Source organism: Marinobacterium sp. xm-a-127 (assembly GCF_013283425.1).
Classification (GTDB): Bacteria; Pseudomonadota; Gammaproteobacteria; order Pseudomonadales; family Balneatricaceae; genus Marinobacterium_E.
Map to the genome: position 1 here is coordinate 1 of NZ_WBYH01000007.1, position 15828 is coordinate 15828.

The 15828-nt window shown below is 48.8% G+C and carries 14 protein-coding genes; 5 read left to right on the forward strand and 9 right to left on the reverse strand.

Features of this window, described 5'->3' with window-relative positions; translation table 11 throughout:
* Nucleotides 1–399: 399 nt before the first annotated feature.
* Nucleotides 400–1404, forward strand: coding sequence for a 6-phosphofructokinase (gene pfkA, locus XMA127_RS11010; RefSeq protein WP_173482135.1), 1005 nt, complete (start codon nucleotides 400–402; stop codon nucleotides 1402–1404).
* 6 nt (nucleotides 1405–1410) lie between these two features.
* On the opposite strand, the gene XMA127_RS11015 is transcribed toward pfkA, so the two are convergent.
* On the reverse strand, nucleotides 1411–2052 hold the full coding sequence (locus tag XMA127_RS11015; protein ID WP_173482136.1) for an MBL fold metallo-hydrolase: 642 nt from the start codon (nucleotides 2050–2052) through the stop codon (nucleotides 1411–1413).
* 14 nt (nucleotides 2053–2066) lie between these two features.
* Nucleotides 2067–2951, reverse strand: coding sequence for a D-alanyl-D-alanine endopeptidase (gene pbpG, locus XMA127_RS11020; protein WP_173482137.1), 885 nt, complete (start codon nucleotides 2949–2951; stop codon nucleotides 2067–2069).
* A gap of 104 nt (nucleotides 2952–3055) precedes the next feature.
* Between pbpG and XMA127_RS11025 the strand changes: the two genes are divergently transcribed.
* Nucleotides 3056–3934, forward strand: a complete 879-nt coding sequence (locus XMA127_RS11025; RefSeq protein WP_173484683.1) for an SIS domain-containing protein — start codon at nucleotides 3056–3058, stop codon at nucleotides 3932–3934.
* Nucleotides 3935–4077: 143 nt separating this feature from the next.
* Entirely contained in the window at nucleotides 4078–4281 is a 204-nt protein-coding gene (locus tag XMA127_RS11030; protein WP_173482139.1) for a PA3496 family putative envelope integrity protein, read from the forward strand.
* A gap of 63 nt (nucleotides 4282–4344) precedes the next feature.
* Here XMA127_RS11030 and XMA127_RS11035 read toward each other — a convergent pair whose 3' ends face one another.
* From XMA127_RS11035 to XMA127_RS11065, 7 genes are all read right to left on the reverse strand, one after another.
* Entirely contained in the window at nucleotides 4345–5325 is a 981-nt protein-coding gene (locus tag XMA127_RS11035; protein ID WP_371731475.1) for a GlxA family transcriptional regulator, read from the reverse strand.
* A 121-nt stretch (nucleotides 5326–5446) separates the two neighbouring features.
* Nucleotides 5447–6784 carry a branched-chain amino acid ABC transporter permease gene (locus XMA127_RS11040; protein WP_173484682.1) on the reverse strand — a complete coding sequence of 446 codons (1338 nt, stop codon included), beginning with the start codon at nucleotides 6782–6784 and terminating at the stop codon, nucleotides 5447–5449.
* A complete protein-coding gene (locus XMA127_RS11045) occupies nucleotides 6784–7797 on the reverse strand; it encodes a branched-chain amino acid ABC transporter permease (protein WP_173482141.1) in 1014 nt (337 codons plus the stop codon). The genes XMA127_RS11040 and XMA127_RS11045 overlap by 1 nt, the downstream gene beginning before the upstream one ends.
* Nucleotides 7798–7800: 3 nt before the next feature.
* Nucleotides 7801–8505, reverse strand: a complete 705-nt coding sequence (locus tag XMA127_RS11050) for an ABC transporter ATP-binding protein (RefSeq protein WP_173482142.1) — start codon at nucleotides 8503–8505, stop codon at nucleotides 7801–7803.
* Nucleotides 8506–8511: 6 nt separating this feature from the next.
* Complete coding sequence (locus XMA127_RS11055) at nucleotides 8512–9282, reverse strand: ABC transporter ATP-binding protein (protein WP_173482143.1); 771 nt, start codon at nucleotides 9280–9282, stop codon at nucleotides 8512–8514.
* A gap of 64 nt (nucleotides 9283–9346) precedes the next feature.
* The gene (locus tag XMA127_RS11060) at nucleotides 9347–10546 is read right to left on the reverse strand and encodes an ABC transporter substrate-binding protein (protein ID WP_173482144.1); all 1200 of its coding nucleotides are present in this window, start codon (nucleotides 10544–10546) and stop codon (nucleotides 9347–9349) included.
* 291 nt (nucleotides 10547–10837) lie between these two features.
* Entirely contained in the window at nucleotides 10838–11308 is a 471-nt protein-coding gene (locus tag XMA127_RS11065) for an Lrp/AsnC ligand binding domain-containing protein (protein ID WP_173482145.1), read from the reverse strand.
* A gap of 146 nt (nucleotides 11309–11454) precedes the next feature.
* On the opposite strand from XMA127_RS11065, the gene putA reads away from it, so the two are divergent.
* Nucleotides 11455–14886 carry a bifunctional proline dehydrogenase/L-glutamate gamma-semialdehyde dehydrogenase PutA gene (putA, locus tag XMA127_RS11070; protein WP_173482146.1) on the forward strand — a complete coding sequence of 1144 codons (3432 nt, stop codon included), beginning with the start codon at nucleotides 11455–11457 and terminating at the stop codon, nucleotides 14884–14886.
* Between the two features lie 82 nt (nucleotides 14887–14968).
* Nucleotides 14969–15826, forward strand: a complete 858-nt coding sequence (locus tag XMA127_RS11075; RefSeq protein WP_173482147.1) for a DMT family transporter — start codon at nucleotides 14969–14971, stop codon at nucleotides 15824–15826.
* Nucleotides 15827–15828 lie beyond the last annotated feature (2 nt).

Here is a 15828-nt window from a genome sequence, read left to right on the forward strand (position 1 = left end):
ATCTGAGCCATGATCAAACTCTTCAGTTAAAAAGTTCGACAGTCATAAATGACCATCTAAATCTTGCTCAAGAAAAACATTACGCTAAATGAATTCACATATAGGTTGCTTGTCTTGTTAAGCTTTTGTGCTCAACCTCAACAAGCGCCCACACGCATTACCTGATTAATTGTTAAAGAGCGTGCCACCGATCTCTTGGTGGCTGCTTGAGTACTCGTCTCAAGCGAGGTGCGTATCTTACCGATATTAGACTTAGGGTCAACGCCTATTTTGTTTTTTTTTCACTTTTTTTAAAAAAAGATTAAAACTGATCATTAACTGTACAAAAGCCCCTATTTTTTGCTCATTTTTTACCCAAATTATCGCTAGTATTCAGGGATAAGCACTTTTGGACTCTTTATGTATCAGTTACCTCAGTACTCCCACATTACTTCCTTTTCTAAAGTTGCCATCTTAACCAGTGGCGGAGATTCACCTGGAATGAATCCTGCTATTCGGGCATTGGTTAGAACGGCGACCTCTTTTGGTATTGAGGTGATCGGTATTCATCGTGGATATGCAGGATTGCTGAATGAGGAGTTCGAAACACTTAATTCCAAAAGTGTCAGTGGACTCTGTCATAGAGGGGGAACCTATCTAAAGAGTGCTCGCTGTCTTGAGTTTCATGAACCGGCCACACGACAACGCGCTTTCGATATTCTCTCGAAGCACGGCATCGAAGCATTAATTGTCATTGGGGGTGACGGCTCACTTTCAGGTGCCCATGCACTCTATCAAGAGTTCTCCATTCCCGTTATTGGTCTACCAGGCACCATTGATAATGATATCTATGGTACTGATGACAGTATTGGGTTTGATACCGCTGTAACGACCGCCGTCGAAGGCATCGATAAAATCAGTGATACTGCCTATTCACATGATCGTCACTTCTTAGTTGAGGTAATGGGGCGTAACTACGGCCTGCTTGCCTGTCATGTTGCCATTGCCGCCGGCGCGGAAATGGTCATTGTTCCCGAACACCAGTCTGATATTACCGATATCAGCCAACAGCTGGCACAGCGACGCAAAGAGGGCATTGGCTCCAGTGGCATTATTGTCGTCGCTGAAGCTGGAAAGAGTGGCTGGTCTAATCAACTCTCTGAAGAGATGAGACAGCTAGGTGAAGACCCTAGAGTCTGTGTTTTAGGTCATCTGCAGCGTGGTGGAAAGCCAACAGCGCATGACCGCCTGCTTGCTGCTACGCTGGGTAACTGCGCCATTCATACACTGCTTGAAGGGAAAACGGATGTGATGGTGGGGGTAACAAAAGGTGCAGTGAGCACCACACCCCTAGAAGCCGTCATTACCCAGAAGAAGGGGTTGCCCGTTGAAGTGATGGACCTCATCAACGAGCTACAACACTAAGAATCACTAGCCCCAGCGATCGGCCACAAAGGGGTTGGTGAGTCGCTCATCACCAAAGGTCGATTCAGGACCGTGCCCTGGTATAAAGCGAATATCATCGCCAAGTGGAAACAGCTTCTCCTTGATCGAGCTGATTAACGTAGCATGATCGCCTTGCGGGAAGTCGGTACGACCAATCGAACCCTTAAACAGGACATCGCCCACTTGAGCAATTTTTGCCTTACGATCAACAAACACCACATGCCCTGGGGTATGACCCGGACAGTGAATGACATCCAGTGTGATATTACCAACCATAACGGTGTCACCATCATTGAGCCACTGATCCGGCACAAAGCCCTGCACCTGCTGAAAACCAAACATCTGACTCTGCTGCTCTAACCCTTCGATCCAGAACAGATCAGCTTGCTGGGGGCCAATGATCTTAACATCCATCGATTTTGCTAGGGTGGCCGATGCACCGGCATGATCAATATGGCCGTGAGTCAGTAGAATCTTCGTCAGCGTCACGCCCTCTTCTTCGATTGCAGCCATGATTTTTTGCAGATCACCACCTGGGTCCACAACGGCCGCCTCTTTAGTCTCTGTACACCAGAAGAGAGTGCAGTTCTGTTCAAAAGGGGTGACGGGAATGACACGATAAGCCATAGCTACCTCTGGGATCAGCGCGATGCTGTCATCAATGATTTTAATTTCTGATCTCGGTAATTCGCAGCACCTCTTGGTACCTTGCCGCTGCTACCCTTTTCAAGCCAACGTTTGATGCGTTGCGCATCGGCTAGGTGGGTGCGTTTACCGTAGGAGTCCAATAGGACAATGCCTAGATTACGACCTTTGATGCGTGTTTTAAGAACCAAACACCGGCCTGCATCATCGGTATAACCGGTTTTACTGATCTGAATGGACCAACTCTTTTTATTAACCAAGGTATTGGTATTAAAAAACGCCATGGCCGTGCGTGGCCGTTTAAAGATCACATCACGTTTAGAAGAGGTCGTTACTTTGGAGAGAGTTGGATAGAGACTCACCGCCTCCAGCAGACGCATCAGATCACTTGCAGTAGAGACGTTCTTTTCGGAGAGTCCGGTAGGCTCCTGGAATCTCGTGTTGGTCATACTCAAGCCCTGTGCCGTCCAGTTCATATTATCGATGAACTGCTTAGCACCGCCAGGGTAAGCGTGAGCCAAAGTGGCCGCTGCGCGGTTTTCCGATGACATCAAAGCGATGTGTAGTACATCTGCTCGCGGAAGATTACTTCCAACACGAATGCGAGAGTGAACATTGCGCATCTCCGGTATCTGATTCACTTCAATCGTGATCCGCTCCTTCATCGGAAGGCGGCCATCTAAAGTTACTAATCCTGTCATCAACTTCGTCAACGACGCGATCGGTTGAACGCGATCGGCGTTGCGCTCATAGAGCACCTCTTGCGTGTCTAGGTCTTTGATCATAACACTGACAGAGGCAAGGTCTAGTTTAGCGGGGTCAGGGGCTGCCACAGCCGTCGCGCTAAATAGAACAAAAAATAGGGTAAAAATAGATCGCATGAACCAACAAATCCTAATATCTGTTATTAGGATACCGAAGCTACTGCAAGATTTGTATGCCTTGATATACTATCTCGCAACACTCTATAGAAATGGATCCTAGCGTGAACTCAGCTAACCTTCTTAAACAGATCAGCGATGCCAAAGCCAAGCTGCGTAAATCAGAACAGAAAGTGGCTGATTACGTTCTAGCACAGCCGAATGACATCATTCATATGCGTATTGTTGATCTGGCATCAGAAGCGATGGTCTCTGAGCCAACGGTGGTTCGTTTCTGTCGAGCGCTTCAATACGATGGGTTCCAAGATTTTAAGCTGACCTTAGCGCAAGCGCTGGCCAGTAACTCAACCTTCGAACAGTTCTCAATGAACCATGACGACACCGTTCTAGAGTTTAAGCAGAAGATCTTTGACTCAATGATGGGTAATCTGGTCGAAGCACGAGAGCAGTTAGATGACCGAGCGCTAGAGGAGGCCATTCAGGCGATCGCTTCAGCGCGTCGAGTGGAGTTCTATGGCCTGGGTGCATCTGCGCCGGTCTGTGCCGATGCACAACACAAACTCTACCGCCTTAAGATCTCTGCAGCCGCCTATTCAGATCCTCACATGCAGACCATCTCAGCCGTCACACTTGGCGAAGGGGATGTGGTGGTTGCCATCTCACAAACGGGTACCACCAAGGACCTTCTACACAGTGTCAAGCTTGTTAGAGATACTGGCGCAACCGTTATCACGCTCTGCCCAGCCAACACCCCACTAGCTGAACTGGCAACCATACCGATCTTTATCGACGTAGAAGAGGACAAAGACCTAAGTACTCTGATGTCATCTCGCGTGGTCCACCTTGTTGTCATCGACGTAATAGCTGTTGGAGTTGCGATGCGGTTGGGACCTAATGCCGTCGAGCATCTTAAGACGATCAAACGCAGTCTTAGAAGTCTTCGTCAAAACGATCGTCGCCTGATGATGCGCCGACCTGACTAACGCATTTTACGTTTCACTTTTTCGTAATACTTTTTTACGACAATCGTCGCGGTTGCATTACTGAGACGCTTTCAGTAAAAAGAGATTAGAACAGTGTAGCCATGAGCGATCCGTTCATGGACGTTTGCTTAGGAGGTTGACCTATGCTGATTCGTGAAGAAGAACTAGATCCAGTAAAAACTCAAATTTTTGATCTGCTTGTGGGCTTCGAAGAGGAGAAGACGCAAGAGGAGCAAAAGTGTCAATCACAGCGACTGCTTAATGCTCGCAGAGCCATAGAGCAGCGTCGCGAAGAGCAAGAGCTCTCGACCTATTTCAATGAAGAGAGTTGGTTCGACGAAAAATAGTCGCAACCGCTCACAATAAAAAGAGAGATCGAGGCAGAGCCTATTGGAAATTTGATCTCTCTTTTACGCTTTTTCACCCAGTTCAATCATGCGGTGCACACCCGTTCTTGCCTCTCTTGGCGTCAATCCAAACTGCTTTTTGTAACAACGTGAAAAATAGCTAGTGGATGTAAATCCCGCTTTTTTCGCAACCGTTTGAATCGGAAGACGAGTCGCCTTCAACTGCTGACGTGCAAACTCAAGACGCAAACTCATGTAGTAGTTTGTCGGTGATGAGTTCAGGTGCTGTCTAAACAGTCGCTCCAACTGTCTGGTTGAGAGCCCAACTCGATCGGAGATCTGCTCACAACTTAGAACCGGTTGAATGTGCTCACGCATCAACTCCAGCGCTTGTGTCAGGCGAGGGTGACTGCCGTGTTGGCGAAGCTGCAGCTTCATACGCTGCTTATCATGAGCAGGACGGATGTTGGGGTGAATACAGTGCTCAGCGACTTGGTGGGCTAAAGATTCACCATGGCGAATCGTAATCAGCTGAAGAATCATATCCAAACCCGACAAACCACCAGAACAAGTCATCAGGTTGCCATCAATCTCATAAAGCTCTTCACTGACGTTAAGATCTGGGTAGAGCTCCGTCAGCTGATCACGCTCCTCCCAGTGGACCGTACAGGTTTTACCCTCTAACACACCGGCTTCAGCCAATAACAGAGAGCCCGTCGAGGTTGCACCTAAACTGATACCATTGCGAACCAAATTCTGTAGCCAATCGTTCAAGTAGGTTTCGGACTCTTGTTGAGCACCGATACCGCCAACCACCAACATACGATCAATCGATTCTGTATCGTTCATGCGACGTGTCGGTTGGAAACGCATACCTGTCGAGCAGGTAACGGTCTGATCGGCTGGACCATAAAAGTGCCACTCATAAAGAGTTTGACCACTTAACTGGTTCGCAAGACGCAGCGGATCAATCGTCGCCGCAAAGGAGATGATCGAGAAACCGGGCATTAGGAAAAAGCCGAAGTGTTCTGGTTTCTGCTGCACAATTGACCTACAAGTAATAAAAGTTATTACCCTAGTCTACGCTAGTTGAGAAAAGATAGGTCACAAAAATGAAAATGGGGCCGGACTAGAAGCCCAACCCCACTCATAGTAGTGCTATGAATCAGTGCTTACGAGCCGTTCGCTCGGGGATTAATCCCTCTGGGGCATATCGTAATGCAATCAGAAGCACGATACCGACCGTCATCAGACGCATGTGAGCGGCACTGTCCATCAAGTGCAGACGTAGCCAGTGAGTTGGCTCCATGAAAGAGGTTAGGGTATCCACTAACCAAAGACCAATCGGCTCCGCTTCGATCCAGAAGAACCAGATGAAGAAACCGCCCAAGACTGCACCCCAGTTATTGCCCGAGCCACCAATGATCACCATGACCCAAATGAGGAAGGTGAAACGCAATGGCTGGTAACCAACCGGTGTAAACTGACCATCCAGAGTCGTTAGCATTGCACCAGCAAGGCCAATAACCGCTGAGCCAATCACAAAGATCGTCAGGTGACGTTTAACAACATCCTTACCCATTGCGGCAGCGGCTACTTCGTTGTCACGAATAGCGCGCATCATACGACCCCAAGGTGACTTAAGTGCCGTCTGAGATAAGTACATCAAGATCGCAATGACAACGATAAACAGCCCTGCGTAACATACTTTAACGAATAGAGACGAGGCCTCTGCCACTTCCATACCCCAGTCTGCAGCAAATTGCTGGAACCAAGTTGCCTGTTGTAGATCCACCTCATAAGGAACCGGACGAGGTAGACCGTTGACGTTTTTAACACCGCGTGTCAGCCACTCTTCATTCTTAATGAAGTAGAGAACGATCTCAGAAATACCCAGCGTTGCAATCGCTAGGTAGTCAGAGCGAAGCCCCAAAGCAACTTTACCAATGACGTAAGCCGCACCGGCCGCAAACACCATACCCACAGGCCAAGAGAGGATGATTGGCAGACCTAAGCCACCAAGATATCCAGTCACTGAGGGGTTAACCGCTTCGATTGCTTCAACGGAAGGGAGGAAAAATAGACGCATCAGGGCATAACCCACAGCTATGATGACAAACAGCATCCAATAGCCAGTCTTCTTACTCTTAGCCCCAAACTGTTTCCACGCCAGGATCGACACGAAAATGGTCGCAATTAGAATCAACAGGCCGACTAAAATGCCCTGACCACCCGCAGCACGCGCCTCTTCAACCGGTGGCATAGAGACCAGAACCGCGGCCAAACCACCCAGTGCTGCAAAGCCCATCACACCAACGTTAAAGAGACCGGCATAACCCCACTGCATGTTGACACCCAGTGACATGATGGCACTGATCAAACAGAGGTTAAGAATGGTAAAGGCGACAGACCACCCCTGACCCACACCGACGATGACAAGCAGAAGCGCCATCACCGAGTAGAGAATCGGAGTGCGATATTGATTAAAAAATGTCTGATTCATTACAAGGTCTTCCCACTAAAAATACCGGTAGGTCGCACAATCAGTACGATAACCAAGATGATGAATGAAACCGCAATCTTGTAATCGGTGCCCAACAGCTGAACCAACGAATCAGGTTGGAAACTATCAGGCCCCAAGTAGGTTACGACTTTCTTGTAGGCGAAGGTGACGGCAATCTCTGAGAAGGCGATCACGTAACCACCCGCAATGGCACCCAATGGGTTACCAACCCCACCGACAATCGCTGCGGCAAAGATTGGTAAGAGCAGCTGCATAAAGCTGAATGGTTTAAAGCTCTTATCCAATCCGTATAGAGTACCGGCAATGGTCGCTAGCGCACCCACAAGGATCCAGGTAATCATCACGACACGATCTGGGTTGATACCCGACAGCAGTGCTAGATTTTCGTTGTCTGAAAAAGCACGCATCGATTTGCCGGTACGTGTTTTGTTCAGGAACCAGAACATGGCAGCTACCACAATAATCGCAGTAATAATGGTCACCGCTTGAGTCATCTTAAGAGCCAACCCTTCATCAAGGCCCGTCGCACGTTTGAAATCACGCGCCGAGAAGATGAAACGAGTTCCGTCAAAGAAGATCTGATCGCCAGGACCGATAATGAATCGCACCAGACCACCGATAAAGAACATCAAACCGATTGAGACAATCAGGAAGATCACCGGACTCGCCTTGCGCTGGCGGTGATATTTGTAAACGGTTTTATCAAGGATCAACGAGAGTGCGACAGCACCGGCAATACCCAAAGGTAGCGCCAGCAGGGCTGTTGGCAGCGGTGCAATAGAGACACCCAGCGCCTGTAAACCCCAGGTACCAAAGATGGTGATCATGGTACCAAAAGCCATCATTTCACCGTGTGCGAAGTTGGAGAAACGCAACACACCGTAGACCAGAGTGACACCCAGTGCACCGAGCGCCAACTGACTGCCGTAAGTCAGTGCAGGAACAAGAATAAAGTTAGCCAGAACAATTAGGGCATTAATAAAGTCAGTCATCGATTAACCCCCCAAGAACGAGCGACGAACATCAGGGTTAGCCAACAACGCTTCGCCTGTATCTGTGAATCGGTTAGAGCCTTGCACCAGCACGTAGCCTTTATCGGCAATCTCTAGCGCCTGTTTCGCATTCTGCTCAACCATCAAAATCGCTACACCTGTGCGAGCAATCTCTATGATGCGATCAAATAGCTCATCCATCACAATGGGTGATACACCGGCTGTGGGCTCATCCAGAAGCAGAACCTTAGGTTGCGTCATCATGGCACGACCCACCGCGACTTGCTGGCGCTGACCGCCTGAAAGCTCACCGGCTGGTTGGCGACGCTTCTCTTTCAAAATGGGGAAGAGTTCATAAACCTGTTCAATCGAATCGGAGATATCATCTTCACGTATGAAGGCGCCCATCTCAAGATTCTCTTCAACCGTCATCGAGGTGAATACGTTGTGGGTTTGAGGCACAAACCCCATCCCTTTAACCACACGCTCTTCAGGTTTAAGGTGGGTAATGTCCTCACCATCAAACATCACCTGGCCTTCTCGCAGCGGCAACATGCCAAAGGTAGCCTTCATTGCCGTCGACTTGCCAGCACCGTTAGGGCCAACGATAACCGCGATCTCACCTCGATCCACACCAATGGTGCACTCTTTGAGGATATCCGCAGCACCGTAGCCGCCGGTCATACTCTGACCTATTAAAAAACTCATGTACGCTTACCGCTTATGTTTCAAACCGGTACCGAGGTAAGCCTCGATCACCTGCTCATTGTTCTTAACTTCATCAACCGTACCCTCGGCTAAAACAGTACCTTCCGCCATACAGATAACCGGGTCACAAAGACGCGCTATGAAGTCCATATCATGCTCAATCAGGCAGAATGTGTAACCGCGCTCCTGATTCAGCTTTTTAATCGCATCGCCAATCTTGTAGAGCAGCGTACGGTTTACACCGGCACCGACCTCATCCAAGAAGACAATTTTAGGATCCACCATCATGGTGCGACCCAGTTCCAGAAGCTTCTTCTGGCCACCTGACAGGTTGCCAGCCAGTTCATCTGCAACGTGACCAATCTCTAGAAAATCGATCACCTCGTCCGCTTTCTCACGCACACGCTGCTCGTCAGCACGCACTAGATCTTTGCGGAACCAGGTATTCATTAAGCTTTCGCCAGCTTGATTAGGTGGTACCATCATCAAGTTTTCGCGAACCGTTAATGAAGAGAATTCGTGAGCCAACTGGAAGGTGCGCAATAGACCCTTACCAAACAGCTCATGTGGCTTAAGTCCGGTAATGTCTTCACCATCAAGGGTGATGCGACCTGAAGTGGGCGAGTGGTGGCCTGCGATCACGTTAAACAGCGTCGTTTTACCTGCACCGTTTGGACCGATTAGACCGGTAATTGAGCCCTTCTTAATGTGAAGGGACGCGTCATTCACGGCATGAACACCGCCAAAGCGCTTATGGAGATTTTCTACAACAATCATAATGCTCAAATGTAAAAACGGCTCGAGATTCAGTGAACCCCGAGCCTGTTTTATGCGCTATCGCTTAGCGGTAACGAACAGTTGTGTTCTGCTGGTCTTTAACCAGAATCTCACGGTAGCTACCTGCTGACTCACCGCCGCCGATCAACTCAACCGCAGTCGCACCAACGTAGTCAATCTGACCGCCGTTAGCTAGGATCTCAAGACCTTTCGCTAGCTCACCTGGGTAGATTTTCTCGCCTGGAGCGTTTGCGATTTCAAAGACGTGATCTTTAACGACTTTAGAATCTTTAGTGCCTGCTGCCTGCATCGCTAGAAGCGTCATAGCCGCTGCATCGTAAGAGTAGTCAGAGTATGGGCCAGGTGCCGCACCGGTAGCCGCAGTGAACATCTCTTTGTAAGAGTCTGATCCAGGGCTGTCAGTACCTGGAACCGTACCGATTGAACCGTTTAGATCCGGACCGATTGCAGCTGTTAGGCTGTCACCGATCATCGCATCAGGTAGGAAGAAGTGATCAAATGCACCCGCATCTAGAGATGACTGAATGATGCCTTTACCACCTTGGTCAAGGTAACCAGCAACCACTAGGATGTCACCACCTGCCTGAGCAAGAGCACCCACTTCCGCACCGTAATCGCCTTTGCCATCTTCGTGTGGAGTGTTGATAGTCACTTTACCGCCAGCCGCTTCGAAGTTTGACTGAATGCTGTCCGCTAGGCCTTTACCGTAATCGTTGTTGGTGTAAGTCATTGCGATCGACTTGTAACCTTTCTCCTGAAGCATTTCAGCAATTACTTGACCCTGACGAGCATCAGATGGTGATGCACGGAAGAAGTAACCGTTATCTTCAAGAGTTGAAAGCGCTGGTGAAGTCGCTGAAGGAGAGAACAGAAGAACACCGTTTGGCATCGCTACGTTCTGTAGGATTGAGATCGTTGCACCAGAACAAAGAGCACCCACAATCGCATCCACTTTCTCAGCTGAGATTAGACGCTCAGCGGCTGCAGCGGCAGCAGAAGCATCAACACAGGTTGAGTCAGCACGAACTGGAGTAACCTTAGCACCACCAAGAAGCTTGCCGCTATCAGCAACTTCTTTCATAGCCATCTCTGCACCTGCAGCCATATCAGCAGCAAGTGATTCAGCAGGACCTGTAAAGCCTAGAGCAACACCAAGACGAACTTCGCTTGGCATGTGGCTGCCAGCTTGCGCCGCACCCGCGATCATTGAAGCTGCAGCTACAGCCAATGCTAATTTTTTCATTCTCTTCTCCTTATAATGAAACATCACACCACTTTATCGATTAAGTAGTAGCGATCAGTGTCTGCAGTTTTTCAACTGGCAACGCATTAACACTATCGAATGTTGACCATTCAGACAACAGATTTCAGTTACGTATTGGTCAGACCATCTGATCAATTGATGGTTAATCAATTATAGAACAGACCTGATGGGTGATTTTGCCTATTTATTGAACAGAAACTGGAAAATATTCTTTTTATTCATATTATAAAAATCAATTTTCCTAGAAATTAGAGAAATTTAGGTGATTTGCTAACCATCAAAGACTTGGCCATGCTCTTTAACAGCCTCCATACAGACAAAGGTAGAGGTACTAGAGACATAGGGTAGCTCTGAAATAGTTTCACCCAGAACCTCTCGATAGCTCGCGATATCGCGTGTACGCACTTTAAGGATGTAATCAAAGTCTGCAGCCATCATATGGCACTCCTCTATTTCAGACACAGCGCCAACTGCATCATTAAATGAAGCAAGAGCAGCAGCCCTGGTGTCACTGAGCTTAACCTGCACAAAGGCAATATGATTAGTATCGAGCAGTCCGTAATCCATGATTACGGTATAGCCACGTATCACTCCATTGCTTTCTAGCCGCTTCATTCGAATTTGGCAGGGGGTTTTAGATAATCCCACTCTATCAGCCAACTCAGTGACCGTTATCCGCCCGTTTTGCTCTAAGGTTTTTAATATCGCCAAATCATAATTATCTAAAGACACATTAGTCATATCGCCTACCAATAAAATTATTTAACTATTAGTTATCTAAATTAAAGCAAATAATAAGTTTTAAAGTCTATATATACCTATAAAAATAGACAGAAGCCCTATAAGTCTAAATCTATAATTGCATTATCAATTTAGAGGGGCTAAACATGAACGCTCAAAACACACACATCCAGATACCCTATTGCGACCAATCAGAATTAGATCAACTGCAACAGCTCATCGAGAAAGAGCAACTTCTGCAGTGGGTCACGCCTGACCTCCAGACAGTGGCGAGCAACCTAGTCACTGCGATTCGTAACAATTTTAAGCCGTCTATCCTTGAGCAATTCCTTCGTGCTTATCCTTTAGACACGCAAGAGGGACTATCGTTGATGACTTTGGCTGAGGCCTACCAACGCGTACCGGACAAACAGACGGCTAACGAACTGATTATTGATAAGCTCGCTAACCGCGACTGGTCCGTTAAAACGGCGCAGACCAGTGCACTTGTTCGCGGCGCCAGCATGGGACTGCAACTGGGCAGCGCTAGCCTCAAGATGAAACCCCTTCGCAGCGCAATACTCGCCGCGATGCGAATCGGAGTGGGTGCAGGTATGCGGCTGATGGGTCGTGCCTTCGTCCTAGGTGAAAGCATTAAAAGCGCCCAAGAGCGCGCCGGCAAACTTGAGTTCCAAGGTTACACTTTCTCTTACGATATGCTGGGTGAGGCGGCTTATACTCAGGCCGACGCCGATCGCTATTTCAATTCATACCGCAACGCCCTGCTAGCACTGATCGAGCAGTCGAAATCAACCCAGATCGAAAAGAATCCAGGCATCTCAGTAAAGTTGTCGGCGCTGCATCCGCGTTACGAGCTATTCAATGAGGACGAGGCAGTTACCCAATTAAGTGAGCGCATGCTGTCACTCTGCTCACTTGCTAAGGAGCACAATATTGGCCTCAATATTGATGCTGAAGAGTGCGCACGCCTTGAGATATCGCTCGATATCATTCGCAACCTGATTGAAGCGCCTGAGCTTTCCGGTTGGGATGGTCTGGGTATTGTTGTGCAAGCTTACAACCGCAAAGCTTATTCGGTACTGGATCAACTCTACGCTTGGGCAGATCAGAGCAATCGCAAACTGATGGTGCGTTTGGTTAAAGGTGCCTACTGGGATACCGAAATCAAACTTGCGCAGGAGCAAGGGCTGGACCATTTCCCGGTGTTCACCGCAAAGCATCACACCGATGTCAGCTACCTCGCCTGTGCGCGCAAACTGGTGCGTTACGGCGACCGCATCTACCCACAATTTGCTACTCACAATGCCCAGACAGCAGCCTGTGTACTCAACTGGGCCAAAGAGGCCGGCATTGCATTCGAAATGCAACGTCTTCATGGCATGGGAGAGGCGCTGCATCAAGAGCTCTTGGAGAAGCACCAGACAGGTTGTCGTATCTATGCGCCCGTTGGAACGCATAAAGATCTACTCGCCTACCTCGTGCGTCGTCTGCTTGAAAATGGAGCCAACTCCTCATTTGTTAGCCAGCTTGCTGACGAGGCTATCCCGCCACAGCAGGTCGTTGCGAGTCCGGTGCATCAGAAACTCATCGAGCAAGCGGTAACACCCGGCAGCGCAATATTCACTGATAGGAGTAACTCTCGCGGTTTTGACCTTGGCGAACAGGCAGAAGTCGATGCGCTTTTAGCAAGCCGCTCACTCTTTATGCAGACAATTTGGGGCGAGACAGGTGACGTCCCTGTTGTAGAGCCTTACTCGCAAGAGCTATTGGGGCACTATCAAACGACTGATCTGAGCTCAGTCGATCAGCTGTTCAATCAGGCCAAGGTTGCCCAAACGGCTTGGGCAGACAAGCCACTCAAAGGAAAACTCTTGCGACAGATCGCAGATCTTTATGAACGCGACACTCCTGAGTTACTCGCTCTACTGGCCAGAGAAGCAGGAAAGACTCTTGCTGATGCAATCAATGAAATTCGTGAAGCGGTCGACTTTCTGCGTTATTACGCCGATGAGAGCGACGGACTTGATCAACAAACTGAGGCACGAGGTGTGGCTGTCTGCATCTCACCTTGGAACTTCCCGCTGGCGATCTTTACCGGTCAAATTGCGGCTTCTGTTGGTGCCGGCAATGCGGTGTTGGCTAAACCGGCCGAACAGACCAGTTTAGTCGCTCGCAAAGCGATAGAACTCTGGAAAGAAGCGGGCATGCCAACTGACCTAGTACAACTTGTGTTCGGCACAGGCGCACAACAGGGTAATGCACTGGTCTCACACCCAGACGTGAACGCAGTGATCTTTACCGGCTCGACAGCCACAGCGAAACGTATTGAGAAGGCACTTGCGCATAACGCTGCGCCAGATACTCTGCTGGTCGCTGAAACTGGCGGCCTGAATGCGATGATTGCCGATGCATCTGCGCTACCAGAACAAGTGGTTAAAGCGGTTATGGCATCAGCCTTCCAGAGCGCCGGCCAGCGATGTTCTGCGTTGCGTATGCTCTATGTCCAGCGAGAGGTTTACTCGCAGATCCTCGAGATGATCACCGGCGCTATGGCACTGTTAAAAGTGGGCAATCCAAGCGAACTTAAGTGCGATGTGGGTCCTGTTATTGATGCTGCAGCTGCGCAAGCGTTGAATACTTACATTGAAGAACAACGCTCAAGAATTGTGTATCAAACAAAAACTCCAGAGCTCGAAGGTCATTTTGTGACACCAACCTTGCTTGAAGTTGATGGTATCAATGATTTGGACTTCGAGCGCTTTGGCCCGATTTTACATATTGCTCCATACGATGCGGATCAACTTGATAATGTGGTCAAGGATATTAACGCGCGTGGATATGGCCTAACCTTCGCAGTGCATTCACGCATACAGAGCAGAACTGAGCGGCTATGTGCTGAGCTAAACGTGGGGAACTGCTACATCAACCGCAACCAGATTGGGGCTATAGTCGAGTCTCAGCCTTTTGGCGGGGAAGGTATGTCAGGGACCGGACCTAAAGCGGGTGGGCCAAACTATCTGGTCAATCTGACACAACCGGAGAAAATTGAGAGTCAGTATCAACCTAACCCCTTAGACCTGCTACCAGCAGAACAGGTGAAATCATCATGGCAGACTCTGCGATCTCAATTTAAACCTCTTGCTCGTGAACTTCTAACACAATGCCCTAGTGTTACGGGTGAAGATAATCAGCTATTCACATCAGCTAGAGGTTATTGGTTAGTCGCTGGCGACGAGCAAGCTTGGCAGCAAGCCATTGCAAGTGCATCAACCGGCAACCCAACGCTACTGCTAACCAAAAAGATTCCTGACAGTGACATCATGAAAGATCTACCCATTATCTGTTTGGCCGGCGATCTGGTTCCAGGACTGTTAACTGAGCTTGCAGACTTGGCAGGCGTATCTGTTAGCGCTCACGAAGAGTTTTGTAAGCAGATTCGTATTACTCTCAGTCAAAGGGAGGGGGCGATCATTCCACTTCTCAAATCTAAAGGGCACTCGGTTTACCACCGTAAAGAGCAACATGTTTGCGAAGACACCACCGCTTCAGGGGGAAATGCAGCACTGCTAATGAGTTAATAGTATCGTTAATTCAAGACAGGCAAGGGGGTGATTTGCTATAACTCTTCAGTAGATTATCCCCTAGGTATCAAAGCCCATCATGCAACCATCAACCATCGGTATTCTGTTCTGTTTAGCGTCCATGTTGTCGTTTGCTATTCAGGACATCATCACTAAACACCTGCTAGTAGGGGGTTTGCCCCTAAGTCAGTTGTTACTGGTGCGATACCTGTTTTTTACCCTGTTTGCCGTCATGCTTGCCGGAGGGTTGCGGCAATCTGTTGTGGGACTTAAATCGGCACAGCCGATGCTGCAGCTGGGTCGTGCGGCGCTGTCGATTACCGAGATAATCTTTATTAACCTGTCATTCACGCTGATGTTGGTGGCAAAGGTACACGCGATCGTCGCGCTTTTTCCCCTGATTACGTTGGTTATGGCGCGATTTATCCTGAAAGAGGAACTGACGAGAAGAAGGGTGATAGCGGTTTTGATCGGTCTTACCGGTGCGATGATTATCATTCAGCCGAGCAGTGCCGGTATCTCGATCGAGTTACTGATGCCGCTGAGTGGCGCCATTGCATTAGCCAGTTTCTCGATTCTAACCAAATACCTGAGTGGCAGAGATGGATTCAAAACACACACCCTCTACATGGGGCTAGTAGGTTTGGTGCTGGCGCTGCCATTTGGCCTGTTTCAGTGGATTCAGCCATCGACAGAGCAGAGTGCACTGCTAATCGCATTATCCATTATGAATATTGGCTCCCAGCTTTTTTACATTAAAGCGATGGACTATGCAGATGCGAGCACCCTGCAGCCGTTTAACTACACGCTGCTACTCTTTGCCACTCTGGCTGCATTAATTCTACTGGGCGAGGTACCCACACTGATGACGCTACTTGGCGGCGCCATCATCGTTGTAGGTGGTTTAATCGCCATGGGGCGGTTAGCCCCAAGGTAGTT

Excerpts from the sequence above, each read along its gene's own strand:
- XMA127_RS11055 (WP_173482143.1), bottom strand. The coding sequence starts at position 9,282 with ATGATTGTTGTAGAAAATCTCCATAAGCGCTTTGGCGGTGTTCATGCC.
- XMA127_RS11075 (WP_173482147.1), top strand. The coding sequence starts at position 14,969 with ATGCAACCATCAACCATCGGTATTCTGTTCTGTTTAGCGTCCATGTTG.
- XMA127_RS11030 (WP_173482139.1), top strand. The coding sequence starts at position 4,078 with ATGCTGATTCGTGAAGAAGAACTAGATCCAGTAAAAACTCAAATTTTT.
- XMA127_RS11050 (WP_173482142.1), bottom strand. The coding sequence starts at position 8,505 with ATGAGTTTTTTAATAGGTCAGAGTATGACCGGCGGCTACGGTGCTGCG.
- XMA127_RS11040 (WP_173484682.1), bottom strand. The coding sequence starts at position 6,784 with ATGAATCAGACATTTTTTAATCAATATCGCACTCCGATTCTCTACTCG.
- pbpG (WP_173482137.1), bottom strand. The coding sequence starts at position 2,951 with ATGCGATCTATTTTTACCCTATTTTTTGTTCTATTTAGCGCGACGGCT.
- pfkA (WP_173482135.1), top strand. The coding sequence starts at position 400 with ATGTATCAGTTACCTCAGTACTCCCACATTACTTCCTTTTCTAAAGTT.
- putA (WP_173482146.1), top strand. The coding sequence starts at position 11,455 with ATGAACGCTCAAAACACACACATCCAGATACCCTATTGCGACCAATCA.
- XMA127_RS11015 (WP_173482136.1), bottom strand. The coding sequence starts at position 2,052 with ATGGCTTATCGTGTCATTCCCGTCACCCCTTTTGAACAGAACTGCACT.
- XMA127_RS11045 (WP_173482141.1), bottom strand. The coding sequence starts at position 7,797 with ATGACTGACTTTATTAATGCCCTAATTGTTCTGGCTAACTTTATTCTT.
- XMA127_RS11060 (WP_173482144.1), bottom strand. The coding sequence starts at position 10,546 with ATGAAAAAATTAGCATTGGCTGTAGCTGCAGCTTCAATGATCGCGGGT.
- XMA127_RS11065 (WP_173482145.1), bottom strand. The coding sequence starts at position 11,308 with ATGACTAATGTGTCTTTAGATAATTATGATTTGGCGATATTAAAAACC.